This is a genomic window from Nonomuraea sp. NPDC005692, assembly GCF_040631115.1.
GTDB lineage: Bacteria > Actinomycetota > Actinomycetes > Streptosporangiales > Streptosporangiaceae > Nonomuraea.
Genome location: NZ_JBEXYU010000035.1, coordinates 53,327 through 68,810 on the forward strand (window position 1 = coordinate 53,327; position 15,484 = coordinate 68,810).

12 protein-coding genes are annotated in these 15,484 nt (G+C 71.3%); 10 read left to right on the forward strand and 2 right to left on the reverse strand.

The annotated features are described in order from the left end of the window. Nucleotides 1-28 precede the first annotated feature (28 nt). From ABZ459_RS43820 to ABZ459_RS43860, 9 genes are all read left to right on the forward strand, one after another. On the forward strand, nucleotides 29-1,462 hold the full coding sequence (locus ABZ459_RS43820; RefSeq protein ID WP_357984251.1) for a gamma-aminobutyraldehyde dehydrogenase: 1,434 nt from the start codon (nucleotides 29-31) through the stop codon (nucleotides 1,460-1,462). A gap of 15 nt (nucleotides 1,463-1,477) precedes the next feature. After that, nucleotides 1,478-2,545: an ABC transporter ATP-binding protein gene (locus ABZ459_RS43825; protein ID WP_357984253.1), complete on the forward strand. Its 1,068-nt coding sequence runs from the start codon at nucleotides 1,478-1,480 to the stop codon at nucleotides 2,543-2,545. A gap of 48 nt (nucleotides 2,546-2,593) precedes the next feature. Then, nucleotides 2,594-3,787, forward strand: coding sequence for a spermidine/putrescine ABC transporter substrate-binding protein (locus tag ABZ459_RS43830; RefSeq protein ID WP_357984256.1), 1,194 nt, complete (start codon nucleotides 2,594-2,596; stop codon nucleotides 3,785-3,787). Nucleotides 3,788-3,789: 2 nt separating this feature from the next. Beyond that, nucleotides 3,790-4,641, forward strand: coding sequence for an ABC transporter permease (locus ABZ459_RS43835; RefSeq protein WP_357984259.1), 852 nt, complete (start codon nucleotides 3,790-3,792; stop codon nucleotides 4,639-4,641). Between the two features lie 14 nt (nucleotides 4,642-4,655). Then, nucleotides 4,656-5,450, forward strand: coding sequence for an ABC transporter permease (locus tag ABZ459_RS43840; protein WP_357984262.1), 795 nt, complete (start codon nucleotides 4,656-4,658; stop codon nucleotides 5,448-5,450). Between the two features lie 176 nt (nucleotides 5,451-5,626). After that, nucleotides 5,627-7,021: an FAD-dependent oxidoreductase gene (locus ABZ459_RS43845; protein ID WP_357984265.1), complete on the forward strand. Its 1,395-nt coding sequence runs from the start codon at nucleotides 5,627-5,629 to the stop codon at nucleotides 7,019-7,021. 60 nt (nucleotides 7,022-7,081) lie between these two features. Continuing rightward, the gene (locus ABZ459_RS43850; protein WP_357984268.1) at nucleotides 7,082-7,975 is read left to right on the forward strand and encodes an alpha/beta hydrolase; all 894 of its coding nucleotides are present in this window, start codon (nucleotides 7,082-7,084) and stop codon (nucleotides 7,973-7,975) included. A gap of 40 nt (nucleotides 7,976-8,015) precedes the next feature. Next, a complete protein-coding gene (locus ABZ459_RS43855) occupies nucleotides 8,016-8,960 on the forward strand; it encodes a zinc-binding dehydrogenase (protein WP_357984271.1) in 945 nt (314 codons plus the stop codon). Nucleotides 8,961-9,041: 81 nt separating this feature from the next. After that, nucleotides 9,042-9,944, forward strand: a complete 903-nt coding sequence (locus tag ABZ459_RS43860) for a serine hydrolase (RefSeq protein ID WP_357984274.1) — start codon at nucleotides 9,042-9,044, stop codon at nucleotides 9,942-9,944. 35 nt (nucleotides 9,945-9,979) lie between these two features. Here ABZ459_RS43860 and ABZ459_RS43865 read toward each other — a convergent pair whose 3' ends face one another. Then, nucleotides 9,980-12,529, reverse strand: a complete 2,550-nt coding sequence (locus ABZ459_RS43865) for a PEP/pyruvate-binding domain-containing protein (protein ID WP_357984277.1) — start codon at nucleotides 12,527-12,529, stop codon at nucleotides 9,980-9,982. A 229-nt stretch (nucleotides 12,530-12,758) separates the two neighbouring features. On the opposite strand from ABZ459_RS43865, the gene ABZ459_RS43870 reads away from it, so the two are divergent. Then, a complete protein-coding gene (locus ABZ459_RS43870) occupies nucleotides 12,759-13,997 on the forward strand; it encodes an MFS transporter (RefSeq protein ID WP_357984280.1) in 1,239 nt (412 codons plus the stop codon). Here ABZ459_RS43870 and ABZ459_RS43875 read toward each other — a convergent pair. Then, a complete protein-coding gene (locus tag ABZ459_RS43875) occupies nucleotides 13,966-15,471 on the reverse strand; it encodes an MFS transporter (protein WP_357984283.1) in 1,506 nt (501 codons plus the stop codon). The genes ABZ459_RS43870 and ABZ459_RS43875 overlap by 32 nt on opposite strands. Nucleotides 15,472-15,484: the final 13 nt, after the last annotated feature.

A 15,484-nucleotide genomic window follows, 5' to 3' on the forward strand; every position in this document is an offset into this window, starting at 1 on the left:
TCAGCCACCTCAACGAGGAGGTCGTGCATTGACCACCCGTCTGCAGAACTTCATCAACGGTGAGTTCGTGGACGCCCAGAGCGGCCGGTTCTCCGACATCATCGACCCTTGCACGGGAGAGGCCTACCTTCAGGCCCCGGTCTCCGGTGTCGAGGACGTCGACGCGGCCTACGCCGCGGCGGCCGCCGCGTTCGAGTCGTGGGGTCGGACCACCCCCGGTGAGCGGGCGAACCTGCTGCTCAAGGTCGCCGACGCGATCGACGCCCGGGCCGACGAGATCAACGAGGCCGAGTGCCTCAACACCGGCAAGCCGCGCGCCCGCATGGCCGAGGACGAGACGCCGGTCGCGGCCGACCACTTCCGCTTCTTCGCCGGCGCCGCGCGCACCCTGGAGGGCCCCACGGCCGGGGAGTTCCTCGCCGAGCACACCAGCGTCATCAGGCACGAGCCCATCGGCGTCGTCGGCCAGGTCACCCCCTGGAACTACCCGATGATGATGGCCGTGTGGAAGATCGCCCCGGCGCTGGCCGCCGGGAACACGATCGTCCTCAAGCCGTCGGACACCACCCCGGCCTCCACGCTCAAGCTGGCCGAGATCGTCGGCTCGGTGCTGCCGCCCGGCGTCTTCAACGTCGTCACCGGCGACCGCGAGACCGGCGCGCTGGTCGTGGGCCACCCGACCGCCGCCATGGTGGCGATCACCGGGTCCGTCGGCGCGGGCATGGCGGTCGCCAAGAGCGCCGCCGACGACCTCAAGCGGGTGCACCTGGAGCTCGGCGGCAAGGCGCCGGTCGTGGTCTTCGAGGACGTCAAGGACCTCGCCAAGGCCGCCGCCGACATCGCCACCGCCGGTCTCTACAACGCCGGCCAGGACTGCACCGCGGCCTGCCGCGTGCTCGTCCAGGAGAGCGTGCACGACGAGTTCGTGGCCGCGCTGACCGAGGCCGCCGCCGCGACCGTGACCGGCGGCCTGGACAACGAGGAAGCGCTCTACGGTCCGCTCAACAACGAGAACCAGCTCACCAGGGTCCAGGGCTTCATGGACCGGGTCCCCGGCCACGCCAAGGTGCTCACCGGCGGCAACCGCGTCGGTGACAAGGGCTGGTTCTTCGCCCCGACCGTCGTCGACGGCCTGCGGCAGGACGACGAGATGGTGCAGAACGAGGTCTTCGGCCCCGTCATCACCGTCCAGACGTTCACCGACGAGGCCGACGCGCTGGCCAAGGCCAACGACGTCAGGTACGGCCTGTCCAGCTCGGTGTGGACCTCCGACCACGGCCGCGCCATGCGCATGTCGAACCGCCTCGACTTCGGCGTGGTCTGGGTCAACACGCACATCCCGTTCGTCTCGGAGATGCCGCACGGCGGCTTCAAGCACTCCGGGTACGGCAAGGACCTGTCGGTGTTCGGTCTGCACGACTACACCAGGGTCAAGCACGTCATGCACTACATCGGCGAATAAGGACGAGCCCTGGACATGACCGAGCTATCCGCGATTCAGCTTGAGGACGTCGTCAAGGAGTACCTCTCGCACGGCGAGGTCGTCCAGGCGGTCAAGGGTGTGTCGCTGGACATCGCCGAGGGGGAGTTCTTCTCCCTCCTCGGCCCGTCCGGATGCGGCAAGACCACGACCATGAGGATGATCGCCGGCTTCGAGGAGCCCACCAAAGGGCTCGTGAGGCTGCACGGCAAGGACGTCACCGACGTCCCGCCGAACAAGCGCGACGTCAACATGGTCTTCCAGTCCTACGCCCTGTTCCCGCACATGAGCGTGTGGGACAACGTGGCGTTCGGCCTGAAGCAGCGCAAGACGCCGCAGGAGGAGATCCGGCGGCGGGTCGGCGAGATGCTGGAGATCGTCGACCTGACCGGCCGGGAGAAGCGCCGACCGCGCGAGATGTCCGGCGGTCAGCAGCAGCGCGTGGCGCTGGCCCGCGCGCTGGTCAACCGGCCGCGGGCGCTCCTGCTCGACGAGCCCCTGGGCGCGCTCGACCTCAAGCTGCGCCAGGCCATGCAGATCGAGCTCAAGCGCATCCAGCGCGAGGTCGGCATCACGTTCGTGTACGTGACGCACGACCAGAACGAGGCGCTGACCATGAGCGACAGGATCGCCGTGATGAACGACGGGCTGGTCGAGCAGCTCGCGAGCCCGCGGGAGATCTACGAACGGCCGGCCACCGCGTTCGTGGCGGGGTTCATCGGCACCTCCAACCTGATCACCGGGACGGTGACCGGCGGGGTGCTGGGGATCGGCGGCGGCCGGGTGCTGGTGCCGGGCCACGAGGGCGACGTGACGGTGACCGTCCGCCCCGAGAAGATCACGATCTGCGCGGACGAGCCGGGAGCCGGGCTGAGCGCCGTCCCCGGGACCGTCACGGAGATGGTCTACCTGGGCACCTCCAACAGCTACGCGGTGCAGCTCGCCGACGGGGCCGAGATGACCGTGTTCGAGCAGAACGCGCATGACGCGACGGCGACCGCGGAGCGGGGCGACTCCGTGTGGCTGTCGTGGGAGGCGCAGCACTCTTACGTGATTGGAAGTTGATAGCACCCCATGAACCCCCGCCAGATCACCCCCGCCCTCCTGAGGGGCATGACCCAGCCCCGCACCCGCCGCGACTTCTTCCGTGTCACCGGCCTGTCCGCCGCCGGCCTCGCGCTCGCCGCCTGTGGCGTCCAGGGCCAGAAGGCCGCCCCTCCGAAGGCCGACGCCGTCCAGGACTACTGGTCCAAGCAGAGCAAGCACGGCAAGCTCGTCTTCGCCAACTGGCCCGAGTACATGCCCGAGGACCAGGCCCCGCTGAAGAAGTTCACCCAGACCACCGGGATCTCCGTGGAGTACAAGGAGGTCATCCAGGAGAACGCGGAGTTCTTCGGCAAGGCCGACCCCGTGCTCCGCGCCGGCCAGTCGCTCGGCTACGACATCATCGTGATGACCAACGGCGTGCAGCTCCAGCACATGGTCGAGCTCGGCTACATCGTGCCGCTCGACCACAGCCGGATGCCGAACTTCCTGGCCAACGCCGGCGACAAGTACAAGGAACGCGCCTACGACCCGGGCAACCAGTACACGATGCCCTACTCCTCGGGCGTGACCGGCATCGCGTACAACACCAAGTACGTCAAGGACGACATCACCAGCATCGAGGCCCTGTTCGACCCCAAGTACAAGGGGCGGGTCGGGATGATGGCCGACGCGCAGGAGATCGGCAACTTTGGGATGTTCGCGCTGGGCGTCGATCCGGAGAAGTCGACCGAGGCCGACTGGAAGAAGGCCGGGGAGAAGCTCAAGCAGCAGCGCGACGCGGGAATCGTCCGGAAATATTACGACCAGAGCTACATCGACGCCGTCTCCAAGGGCGACGTCTGGCTGACCATGGCCTGGTCGGGCGACATCTTCCAGCGGCAGCTCGCCGGCGAGCCGGTCAAGTTCGTGGTGCCGGCGGAGGGTGGCACGATCTGGACCGACAACATGCTCATCCCCAAGGGCGCGGCCAACCCCGTGGACGCGCTCACCCTCATGGACTACCTGTACCAGCCCGCGGTGGCCGCCGAGCTCGACGAGTTCATCCAGTTCGTCACCCCGGTCCCGGCCGTCCAGGACCTCCTGCGGGAGAAGGCCAAGACGGCCAAGGGCGAGGACAAGAAGGCCCTGGAGGACATGGTGGACAGCCCGCTCATGTTCCCCTCGGAGGCCGACTACGCCAAGCTGCGCACCTACACCAAGCTGACCACCCAGCAGGAGCAGGTGTTCAACTCCATCTTCCAGTCGATCACCCAGGCATAGCCATGAAACGGCTCACCCCCTACCTGCTCGCCCTGCCGAGCTGGCTGTGGCTGGCGATCTTCCTGGTCGTGCCCATGGTGGCGATGGCGTCGGTCTCGCTCCAGACGGGCAACGCCATCGACGGCTACGCGATGACGTTCAGCTTCTCCAACTACGCCGACGCGCTCGGCAGGTACAGCGACCAGCTGCTGCGCTCGCTCCTGTACGGCGGCCTGGCCACGGTGGCCATGCTGGTGATCGGGTACCCGGTGGCGTACTGGATCGCCTTCAAGGGCGGCAGCCGCAAGTCGGTGTACCTGTTCCTGCTGCTGCTGCCGTTCTTCGTGTCGTTCGTGCTGCGGACGATCTCGTGGAACTTCCTGCTGGCCGACAACGGCATCCTGTTCGGGACGCTGAAGGGCTGGGGGGTGCTGCCGGAGAGCTTCCACGTGCTGGCCACGACCGTGGCCGTGGTGGGCGGGCTCACGTACAACTTCCTGCCGTTCATGATCCTGCCGATCTACGTGGCCCTGGAGCGGGTGGACCCGCGGGTGGTGGAGGCGGCCCAGGATTTGTACGCCACCCGCGCCGGGGCCTTCCGCCGGGTGGTGCTGCCGCTGTCGCTGCCCGGCGTCTTCGCCGGGGTGCTGATGACGTTCGTGCCCGCGACGGCCGACCCGGTCAACGCGCAGATCCTCGGCGGCACGGCCAACACCATGATCGGCAACATCATCCAGACCGAGTACCTGACCAACCTCGACTACCCGACCGCCTCGGCGCTGTCGTTCACGCTGATGGCGATCCTGCTGGTGGGCATCTTCGTCTACGCCCGCGCGCTCGGCACCGAGAACGTCCTTGAGGCGGCGGCGCGATGAGCGGCGAGCGGGCAATGAGCAGGGGCACGCGGGGCAGGTTCGGCGACCGCCTGCTGCACGTCTACACCTGGCTGATCATCCTGTGGCTGTCGTCGCCGATCGCCGTCATGATCCTGTTCGGCTTCAACGACAAGAAGAGCAAGTCGAACACGAGCTGGCAGGGCTTCACCCTCAAGTGGTACGGCGAGCTCTTCGAGATCTCCGACCTGACCACGGCGCTGCGCAACTCCATCGTGATCGCCCTGGCCAGCACCGTGATCACGGTCGTCATCGGGACGATGCTGGGCCTGGCCGTCGGCCGCCACCGCTTCCGGGGCCTCGGCGCCACGAACTTCCTGGTCTTCGCCGCCATCTCCACGCCGGAGCTGGTGATGGGGGCCTCGCTGCTGTCGCTGTTCGTCTCGGGCAACGTGCCGCGCGACGGCAACACGATCATCGTCGCGCACGTGCTGTTCTCGCTCTCCTTCGTCGTGGTGACGGTCAGGGCGCGGGTCATCACGCTCGACCCGTCGCTGGAGGAGGCGGCCAAGGACCTCGGCGCGACCGCCTGGGGCACGTTCCGGCAGGTGACGCTGCCCTCGATCATGCCGGGCGTGCTCGCGGGCGCGATGCTCTCCTTCGCGCTGTCGATCGACGACTACGTGGTGACGAGCTTCGTCAACGGCTCGACCGTCACCTTCCCGCTGTGGATCGTGGGCGCGGTGAAGACCGGCATTCCACCGCAGGTCAACGTGATGGGTACGCTCATCTTCGGGATCGGTGTGCTGATCGCCGTGGCGAACGCGGTGGCCGCCAGACGCCGCGCCTAGGATCTGCTCCAACAGGCTTTCCCCCCGCGATCCGGCGGGGGGATTGGTGTATTCCGACCAAGAACAGGGAGGCGAGATCGGATTTCGGCGGGGGGAACCCGCGCGTGATCACATCATGCTTTTGGATCCCGCAATCATCAAAGAACATCTAAGACTTTCGTAGGGAAGTGGGATTTGTGGATCCGCTGAAGGCGCTGGCTGACGCGGAGCGCAAGCCGTACTGGCTGGACAGCCCGGCCAGACCCGAGCCGCGCGCGCGGCTCATCGGAAACACCGACGCCGACCTGGTCGTCGTCGGCGGAGGCTTCTCGGGGCTCTGGACGGCCCTGATGGCCAAGGAACGTGACCCTTCACTGGACGTGGTCCTGCTCGAAGGGCGCAGGATCGGCTGGGCGGCGACCGGCCGCAACGGCGGGTTCTGCATGGCGACCCTCACCCATGGCCTGGCCAACGGCCTGGAACGGTGGCCGGAGGACATCGGCCGGCTCGAACGCATGGGTGTCGACAACCTCGACGAGATCGAGCGCACGCTGGAGCGGCACGGCATCGACTGCTCCTTCGAGCGCACCGGCGAGCTGCACGTGGCCACCGAGCCGTGGCAGCTCGACTCGCTGGGCGAACACCTGGACCTGATCTCCGAGCTCGGCCTCGACTACGTGCCGATGGACGAGCGGCAGGTGCGGGCCGAGGTCAACTCGCCGACCTACCTGGGCGGCCTGTGGGAACGCAGCGGCTGCGCCATGCTGGACCCGGCGCGGCTGGCCTGGGGATTGCGCGAGGCGTGCCTGCGGCTCGGCGTACGGGTCTTCGAGCGCAGCCCGGTGCGTTCGCTGCGCGACGACGGCACGACGATCACCCTGCGGACCCCGTACGGGTCGGTGACGGGCCGCCGGGTGGCGCTGGGCACGGGGGTCTTCCCGCCCCTGCTGCGCAGGCTCAAGCACTTCGTCGTCCCGGTGTACGACTACGCCCTGATGACCGAGCCGCTGACCGCGGCCCAGCTCGCCGAGGTGGGCTGGCACAACCGGCAGGGCGTCGGCGACTCGGGCAACCAGTTCCACTACTACCGGCTCACCGACGACAACCGCATCCTGTGGGGCGGCTACGACGCGGTCTACTACAACGGCGGCCTGGTCAAGCCGGAGTACGAGCAGCGCGACGAGACGTTCGTCAAGCTCGCCGAGCACTTCGCCACCACGTTCCCGCAGCTGTCCCAGGTGCGCTTCACGCACCGCTGGGGCGGCGTGATCGACACCTGCAGCCGCTTCAGCGCCTTCTACGGCACGGCGCACGGCGGCCGGCTGGCCTACGCCGTGGGCTACACCGGCATGGGCGTCGGGGCCACCAGGTTCGGCGCGAACGTGATGCTCGACCTGCTGTCGGGGGAGGCCACCGAGCGGACCGAGCTGCGGATGGTCAAGGAGAAGCCGGTCCCGTTCCCGCCCGAGCCGGTCCGGTCGGGGGTGATCCAGTTCACCCGGTGGTCGATCGCCCAGGCCGACCAGCATCAGGGCAAGCGCAACCTGTGGCTGCGCACGCTCGACAAGATGGGCCTCGGGTTCGACTCCTGATCCGGTGTTCCGTGGGGGCGCCGGGCCCGCCGGTCGCGGGCCTGGCGCACACTTGTCACCATGAAAGTCGAGTTCGCCGCCGACGGCGTGCCCCTGACCGGTGACCTGCGGACGCCCGAGGGCACCGGTCCCTGGCCGGGGCTGGTGCTCACCGGGCCGTTCACCGGGGTGCGCGACCAGGTCACGGGCCTTTACGCCGAACGGCTGGCCCGGCGCGGCTACGTGACGCTGTCCTTCGACCACCGCAACTGGGGCGAGTCGGGCGGCGAGCCGCGCGGGCAGGAGGATCCGCAGGGCAAGCTGGCCGACCTGCGGGCGGCGGTGTCGCTGCTGCGGTCGCGCCCCGAGGTGGACGGCGACCTGATCGGCGCGGTCGGCATCTGCCTGGGCGCGGGGTACGCGCTGAGGTTCGCCGCCTTCGACCCGCGCGTACGGGCGTTCGCGGGCATCGCCGGGGCCTACAACAACCCGTACACGATGCGGTCGGGCATGGACTACCAGGCCGCGCTGGCCGGGTTCGCCGGCGTCCTGGAGCGGCAGGACCGGGGCAGCCCGGTCGAGTACGTGCCCGCCGTGGCCGAGGAGGGCGAGGCCGCGATGCCGGGCGACGAGCCGTTCGCCTACTACGGCACCGAGCGCGGCGCCTCCGCTTCCTGGCGGAACGCGGTGACCCGGGCCGGGCTGCGCGAGCTGATCACCATGGACAACATGATGGGCGCCGACTTCCTGTCGCCGAAGCCCGCCCTGATCGTGCACGGCGTGATCGACAGGTTCTGCCCGCCGGAGGGTGCCGAGGAGGCGTTCAAGCGGCTCGACCAGCCCAAGAGGCTCGTCTGGGTGGACGCCAAGCAGCACATCGACCTCTACGACCGCGAGCCGTACGTGTCGCAGGCCGTGGAGGCCACGGCGGACTTCCTCGCCGAGCACCTCCGGCCGGGCGGCTCCGGAGCCTGACGTTTACGCTGGGTGGTATCGCACGGAATGGGGGGGATTCATGCGTGCCATCCAGTTCACCCGCTTCGGCGGCCCGGAGGTGCTCGAAGAGGCCGAGGTGCCCGACCCGGTGGTGGGGCCGGGCCAGGTGCTGGTCGACGTCGAGGCCGCGGGGCTGAACTTCGCCGACGTGCGGCAGATCTCCGGCCACTACTCCGCTCCCGACCGCCTGCCGCACATCCCCGGCAGCGAGGTCGTCGGGCTCGACCCTCGGGGGCGGCGGGTGATGGGCTTCACCGCCAACGGCTACGCCTCCAGGGCCGTCCTGGACGAGGGCGACGTCGTGGTCGTGCCCGGCTCGCTGCGGGCCGGCGAGGCGCTGGCGCTGCTCGTCCAGGGGCTCACCGCCTGGCACCTGCTGCGCTCGTCGGCGCGGCTCAGGGAGGGCGAGAGCGTGGTCGTCCACTCCGGCGCGGGCGGCGTCGGCAGCCTGGCCGTGCAGCTCGCCAAGGTGTTCGGCGCCGGACGCGTGATCGCCACCGCCTCCAGCGAGGACAAACGCTCGCTCGCCCTCGACCTCGGCGCGGACGCCGCCGTGGACGGCGCGGCCGACGGGTACGCCGAGCGCGTCATCGAGGCCAACGGCGACCGGCCGGTGGACGTCGTGCTCGACGCCGTGGGCGGCGGGGTCTTCGACGCGGCGCTGACCGTGCTCGCCCCCTTCGGGCGGCTGGTGAGCTACGGATCGTCGTCGGGCGAGCAGGCCAGGCCGGTCGAGGTCGGGCGGCTCACCGCGGGCAACCTCGCCGTCCTCGGGTTCTGGCTGCGTCCGTTGCGGGGGCGGCGGGAGATGGTCGGGCCCCCGCTGGGCGAGCTGCTCGCGCTGACCGCGGCCGGCCGGCTGAGGCCGCTGGTGGGCGGCGAGTACCCGCTGGCGGAGGCGGGCCGGGCCGTGGCCGACCTGGCCGGACGGCGAACTGTCGGAAAGGTGGTGCTCCTGCCTTGACAGGCAGGGTGTGACCATTGCCGCCACTGGGCAGAAGGTGATCAAAACCCCCGAGACGTGACGATCACGGGGGTTTTGCGAGTGTGGTGGAGATGGCTGGCCGTCGCAGTGGTCTGGGGGCTCGCGACCGGGTGTGCGGCCGGACGGCTGCCCGAGGTGCCGGGCGTGCGGAAGGCGCCGGTGAAGGTCGGCCGATGCGTCCTGAAATTTCAGGATAAGAGGGCTGGAAGGGCGGCCCGCGACCGGCTCGCGCACGACATCGAGCAGTACCTGTCCAGACGCCCGGGACGGGTCGCCTACAGCATGCTGGAGCTCGACAGCGGCATCACCCTGGGCCGCGGCGAGCACCAGCACGACATGATCACCGCCAGCGGCGTCAAGGTGGACATCCTGACGGCGCTCGTGCTCGGCCGCGGCGCCCTGGGCGAGGAGGAACGCGACCTGGCCGAGCGCATGATCACCGAGAGCGACAACGGCGCCGCCGACGCGTTGTGGGGCCGGGTCGGCGGCGCGATGGGCGAGTTCTACCGGCGGATGGGCCTGACCGAGACCGTCCCCGGGCCCGGCGTCTTCTGGGGCGGCACCAACACCAGCCCCGCCGACCGCATCCGCCTGCTCCAGGTGCTGGTGAAGGGCGGCGAGGGCCTGTCCGACCGCGACCGCGACCTCGTGCTCGGCCTGATGGGACGCGTGGTCAAGGACCAGTCGTGGGGTGTCAGCGCGGCCGCCCGCCCGGTGGACCGGGTGGCGTTGAAGAACGGCTGGACGCCGCGCCCGTTCATCCACAACACCTGGGCGGTGACCAGCTACGGCCGCGTCGTCGGGCCGGGGCGCGACCTGCTGCTGGCGGTGCAGACCGACGAGCAGCCGGGGGAGGGGGCGGGCATCGAGACGATCGAGGGGGTGGCCAGGATGATCGGCACCCGCCTCGACGAGCTGTCACCGACGATGATCCGGGCCTGCCCGCGGAACCCGGGCGCCTGACGGTGACCGTCCCGGCCGCACCAGAGGGTCCGGTCTCAGACGACCGTGCCCGCGGTGCCGTCCACGGTGACGGTCTGGCCCGTACGGAGGCGTTCGACGGCGTGCGGGACGCCGACGACGGCCGGGATGCCGTACTCGCGGGCCACCACCGCGCCGTGCGAGTTGGACCCGCCCATCTCCATGACCAGCCCGCCCGCGGTCAGGAACAGCGGCGTCCAGCCGGGGTCGGTGGACGGGCAGACCAGGATCTCGCCGGGCTCCAGTCGCGCGCCCACGGGATCGAGCACCACCCTGGCCACGCCGGTCACCTGGCCGGGCGAGGCGGGCGAGCCGGTCAGCGCGCCCTCGGGCTGCCCGGAGGCGACGGCCTCGGGCTCGGTGCCGTCCGACAACAACAGCCGCGGCACGTGCCGGCGGCGCAGCTCCCGCTCGTGGCGCTCGCGCCGGACGGCGACCCGCGCGCGCAGGTCCCGGCCGGACTTGGCCTCCGCCAGGGTCAGGAAGAACACGTCGCCGGGCGCGTCGAGCAGCCCCCGGCCGGCCAGCTCGCGGCCCACGTCGAGCAGCTGGGCGCGCAGCGCCGCGAAGATCCGCACGATGAGGAACTTCGGCAGCTCGCGCACCCCGACCAGCTCCCTGGCCCGGCCGAGCGCGAAGCGCACCACCCGGCCGCGCAGGCCGCCCACCCGCCCGGCCAGCTCCTCGACCATCGCCTCGGCCTCGGCCGCGCCCTTCGCGAACAGCACGTCGGGGGCCAGGGCCGGATCCTCCAGGCGCAGGTAGTTGGCGAGCATGCCGATGACGTGCGTGGGATCCTCCGACCAGCGGGGCAGGCCGAGGTCGATCTCGGCGACCGCGCGGTGGCCGTACTCGTCGAGGAAGGCGCGTACGGGGGCGGGCAGGGGCTCGCGGGCCAGGAGCTCGGGCGGCTCGGTCAGGAAACGGGCGGCCACGTCCGGGTCCTCGCGCAGCCGCCGGGCCAGCGCCCACAACGCCAGGTCCATCTCGGTGGTCACGTTCCTGGGCGCGCCGCGCAGGACGGTCTGCAGCTCGCCCGGGGCGACCCTGCCCTTCAGCAGCCGCGCGGCCAGCAGCAGCATGGGCAGCGCGGCGGCGGCCACCGGGAAGACCCGCGGCGCGATCGGCACGACCTGGCCGATCAGCGTCCTGGCCACGTGGTCCACGCGTTCCGTCAGGCTCGCGCCGGGCGGCGGGGCGAGCCTGGCGAGGTGGGCGTCGGCCTGCCGGCGCGCCCGCCGCTCCGCGCCCGCCGGATCGGCCAGCGCCCGGACGAACGTGACCGGCAGGCGATGGCGCACCATGATCGCGGCCAGCCGGCGGACGAACGGCCAGACCGAGTGCCGGGTGACGCCGAGGCGCGGGTCGTCGAACAGGCCGCGCAGCAACCGCGCCGACCTGGCCTCCATGACGTCGAACACGCGCGGCACGATCGCCCGGCCCACCCTGCTCCGCAGCACGCCCGTGACGTCGATGAACAGCCGCCCGCCCGCCTCGGCGAAGGCCGGCGCGCCGGCCAGCGGCGCGGCCACCGGGAAGCCGAACAGGCCGGACACCCCGGCGGACACGGCCCGCGCCGCCGCCATCCCCATCGGCGTGAACGGCCGCAGGACGCCCTGGGCGACGCTGAAGCAGAAGTAGGCGCGCAACCCCTCGCCCCGGTGCCCGGCGGGCAGCGGGAACAGCGTGGTGATGGGCCTGGCCTGGGTCAGCCAGAGCGTGCCCGCCTGGTCAAAGGCCCATTCGAGGTCCTGCGGCACGCCGTAGAGCTCCTCGACCCGCGTGCCGAGCGCGGCCAGCTCGCGCAGCTCGCCGTCGGTCAGGCACGGCTCGGCGGAGGCGCCGGCCGCCTCGTGGACGACGCCGCCGTCCGGCAGGGGGCGCACGGCCAGGCGTTTGTCGCCGATCCGCCGCTCCAGGACGCGCCCGGTGTCCGGGTCGACGAGGAAATGGTCGGGATTGACCGCGCCCGACACCACCGACTCGCCGAGGCCGGGGGCGGCGTCGACGACCGCCCGCCGGCGGCGTCCGGTGACGGGGTCGGCGGTGAACAGCACGCCGGCCGTACGGGCATCCACCATGCGCTGGACGACCACGGCCAGGCTGACCGCCCGGTGGTCGATGCCGTTGGACTCGCGGTAGGCGACCGCGCGGTCGGTCCAGAGCGAGGCCCAGCAGCGGCGTACCGCGTCGAGCACCGCCTCCGGCCCGGTCACGTTGAGGTAGGTGTCCTGCTGGCCGGCGAAGCTCGCGTACGGGAGGTCCTCGGCGGTGGCCGACGAGCGCACCGCCACCGGGTCGCCGGGCAGGGTCTCGGCCAGGGCTTCCGTCACGGCCCGCGCGAGGCCGGCGGGGATCGTCGCGTCGAGGATGTGCTTGCGGGCGACGGCCGCGTCCGTCACGTCGCCGAGGCCGGCGGTGATCGCGCGGTACGCCTCCGTCGTGACGCAGAAACCCCGCGGGACGGGCAGCCCCGCCCTGGTGAGGACGCCGAGGTTGGCCGCCTTGCCGCCCACCAGCGCGAGCATCGAGCCGTCGATGTCAGGAAATTTCAGGATCGCATCCATGTCACTGCCTCCAGACCTCCGACGGTAAATCTCAACATCGTTGAAGTCAACGATAAATGAATTAAGTCACCCGTTTCCTGCAATAAGATCGGCTCTCGTCGCGTTTGACTGAAATGAACTGATTGACCGCTCGGCGGCCGGCACCCGCCGGTATCTACCCCGGTCGAAGCCCACCTCCGACGGTGTGCTCCCCCGGGGGAGGACTCCGTCATGATCTGGACGGAGACCCTTGAAGTCCTATCTCGACGTGCTGGCCACCCCCGGCGCCTGGCGGTTCCTCGTGCCCGCGCTGCTGGCCCGCGTGCCGTTCGCGATGACCCAGATGGGCATCCTGCTGCTGGTCCAGTGGTCCACCGGCTCCTACGGCGCGGCCGGGATCACCGCCGCCGCCTCCGCCGTATTCCAGGCCCTCATCGGTCCCCAGACGGGCCGCCTGGCCGACCGGTACGGTCAGGCCCGCGTACTGCTTCCGCAGGTGGCCCTGCACGCCGTGGCCATGGGCGGCCTGCTGGCCCTGGCCGCCGCGCACGCCCACCTCGCGCTGCTGGTCGCCGTGGCCGCCCTCGTCGGCGGGTCCGGACCGCAGGTCGGCTCGATGGTCCGGGCCCGCTGGGCGCACCGGCTCGGCGGCACCGGCAGGCTGAACACGGCGTTCGCGGTCGAGTCGATCACCGACGAGCTGACGTTCACGCTCGCCCCGGTGCTGCTGGTGGGGCTGTCCACGGCGTACTCGCCGGTGGTCGCGCTGCTCGGCGGGCTCGTGCTGATCCTGGTGGGCACGGTGGTCTTCGCCGCCGTCCGGACGGCCGCGCCCGAGCCGGTGCCGGTCAGGATCGCCGCCTCCAAGGGCGTGCTGCGGCGGCGTGGCGTGGCGCTGCTGGCCGCCGCGTTCCTGGCCATGGGGTCGGTCTTCGGCAGCCTCCAGGTCGGCGTCACCTCGCTCACCACCGCCCTGCACGCGCCCGCCGCCGCCGGGCCCGTCTACGGCGTCTTCTCCGGCGCCAGCATGCTCGGCGGCCTGCTGTACGGCGCGGTCCGCTGGCGGTCGTCCGCCCGCGTCCGGCTGGTCGCCGGGCTGGCCCTGCTCGCGGTCGCGACCAGCGCGTTCACGCTCGCCGGAGCCGTCCCCCACATGTACGTCGCCGCCGCCCTGGCCGGCCTGGTGATCGCCCCCGTGGTGATCACCGGCTACACCCTGGTCGAGGGCCTGGTCGCGGCGGAGGTCCGGACCGAGGCGTTCACCTGGCTGAACGGCGGCATCGCCCTCGGCATCGCGGCCGGGTCGTCGGTCGCCGGGCAGCTCGTGGACCACTTCGGCGCCTCCCTGGCGTTCGTGGTCGCGCCGGTGGCCACCGGGGTGGCCGCGCTGCTCGTGCTGGCCAGGGTGGGCAGCCTGCGCCCGCTTCCCGGCGGCACTGCGGCGGACGTCCCCGCGCTCAGTGAGGGACCGGCGACTCTTCCTGGATGACCTTCGGCACACCGCGCAGCCCGGCCAGCGCGAGCACCGCGACCACGGCCAGCAACACCGCCGTGACCAGCGTCGTCACCTGCATCCCTGCCACGAACGCCGTGCGCGCCGCGCGCATCAGCTCCCCGGCCGCCTGCGGGGGCAGGGCCGCGGCCGTGGCGGTGGCCCCGGCGATCGACTCCCGCGCCGCCTCGCCGGGCACCCCGGCGGGCACCAGCAGGTTCGCGCGGTAGACGCTGTTGAGCACGGTGCCCAGGACCGCGATGCCCAGCGCCCCGCCCAGCTCGAACGCCGTCTCCGACACCGCGGCCGCCGCCCCCGCCCGCTCCTTGGGGGCCGTGGCCAGGATGTTGTCGTTGTTCACGGTGAACGTGAGCCCGATTCCCAGCCCGCCGATCATCATCACGGGCAGCAGGGTGAGATAGTCCACCTCGGTGCCGAGCAGGCCGTACCGGACGAACGCGCCGGCGTTCAGTGCCAGGCCGAGCGCGACCACGCCGTTCCTGCCGAGCCGGCCGATCAGCCGGGCCGCGAGCACCCCGCCCACCGCGCCGCTCAGGCCGCCGGGGATCTGCGCCAGCCCAGCCTGCAGCGGTGACCAGCCCAGGACGAGCTGCAGGTACCAGGCGAACAGCAGGCTCATGGCCGACAACGCGAAGATCGCCAGCAGGTTCGTGCCCACGGACGCGCTGAACGCCCGCCGCCGGAACAGCCGTACATCGATCAGCGGCGTGGTCAGCGTCTTCTGCCGCCGGACGAACAGCACCAGGCACACCGCGCCCGCCACGGCCGCCCCCAGCACGTCGGCGTGCGCCAGGCCCTGGTGGGCGGCCTCCTTGACCGCGTAGACGGCCGTCACGACACCGGCGAACGACAGCGCCACGCTGAGCCCGTCGATCCGTCCGGCGGCGGGGTTGCGCGACTCCGGCAGCAGCAGGAAGCCGCAGACCAGCACCAGCGCCATGATCGGCACGTTGAGCAGGAACACCGACCCCCACCAGAAGTGGTCCAGCAGCACACCTCCGACGACCGGCCCCAGCGCGAACCCGGCCGCGCTCATCCCGCTCCAGAGCCCGATGGCCGCGGTCCGCTCGCGCGGGTCGGCGAAGACGTTCCTGACGATCGAGAGCGTGGACGGCATGATCATCGCGCCCGCCACGCCCAGCAGCGTCCTGGCGGCGATCAGCAGCTCGGGGTTCGGGGCGTAGGCGGTCACCACCGAGGCCGCGCCGAACCCGGCCACGCCGATCAGCAGCAGCCGCTTGCGGCCCACACGGTCGCCGAGGTTGCCCATGGTGACGAGGAGGCCGGCCAGGGCGAAGCCGTAGATGTCGCCGATCCAGAGCAGTTGCGTCGAGCTCGCACCGAGGTCGGCGACCAGCCGGGGGAGCGCCAGGTGCAGCACGGTGAGATCGACCGAGAGCAGCAGCGTCGCCAGGCAGGCGATGGCCAGACAGGCCCATTTGCGCGTCATGCCGTCCACGGTG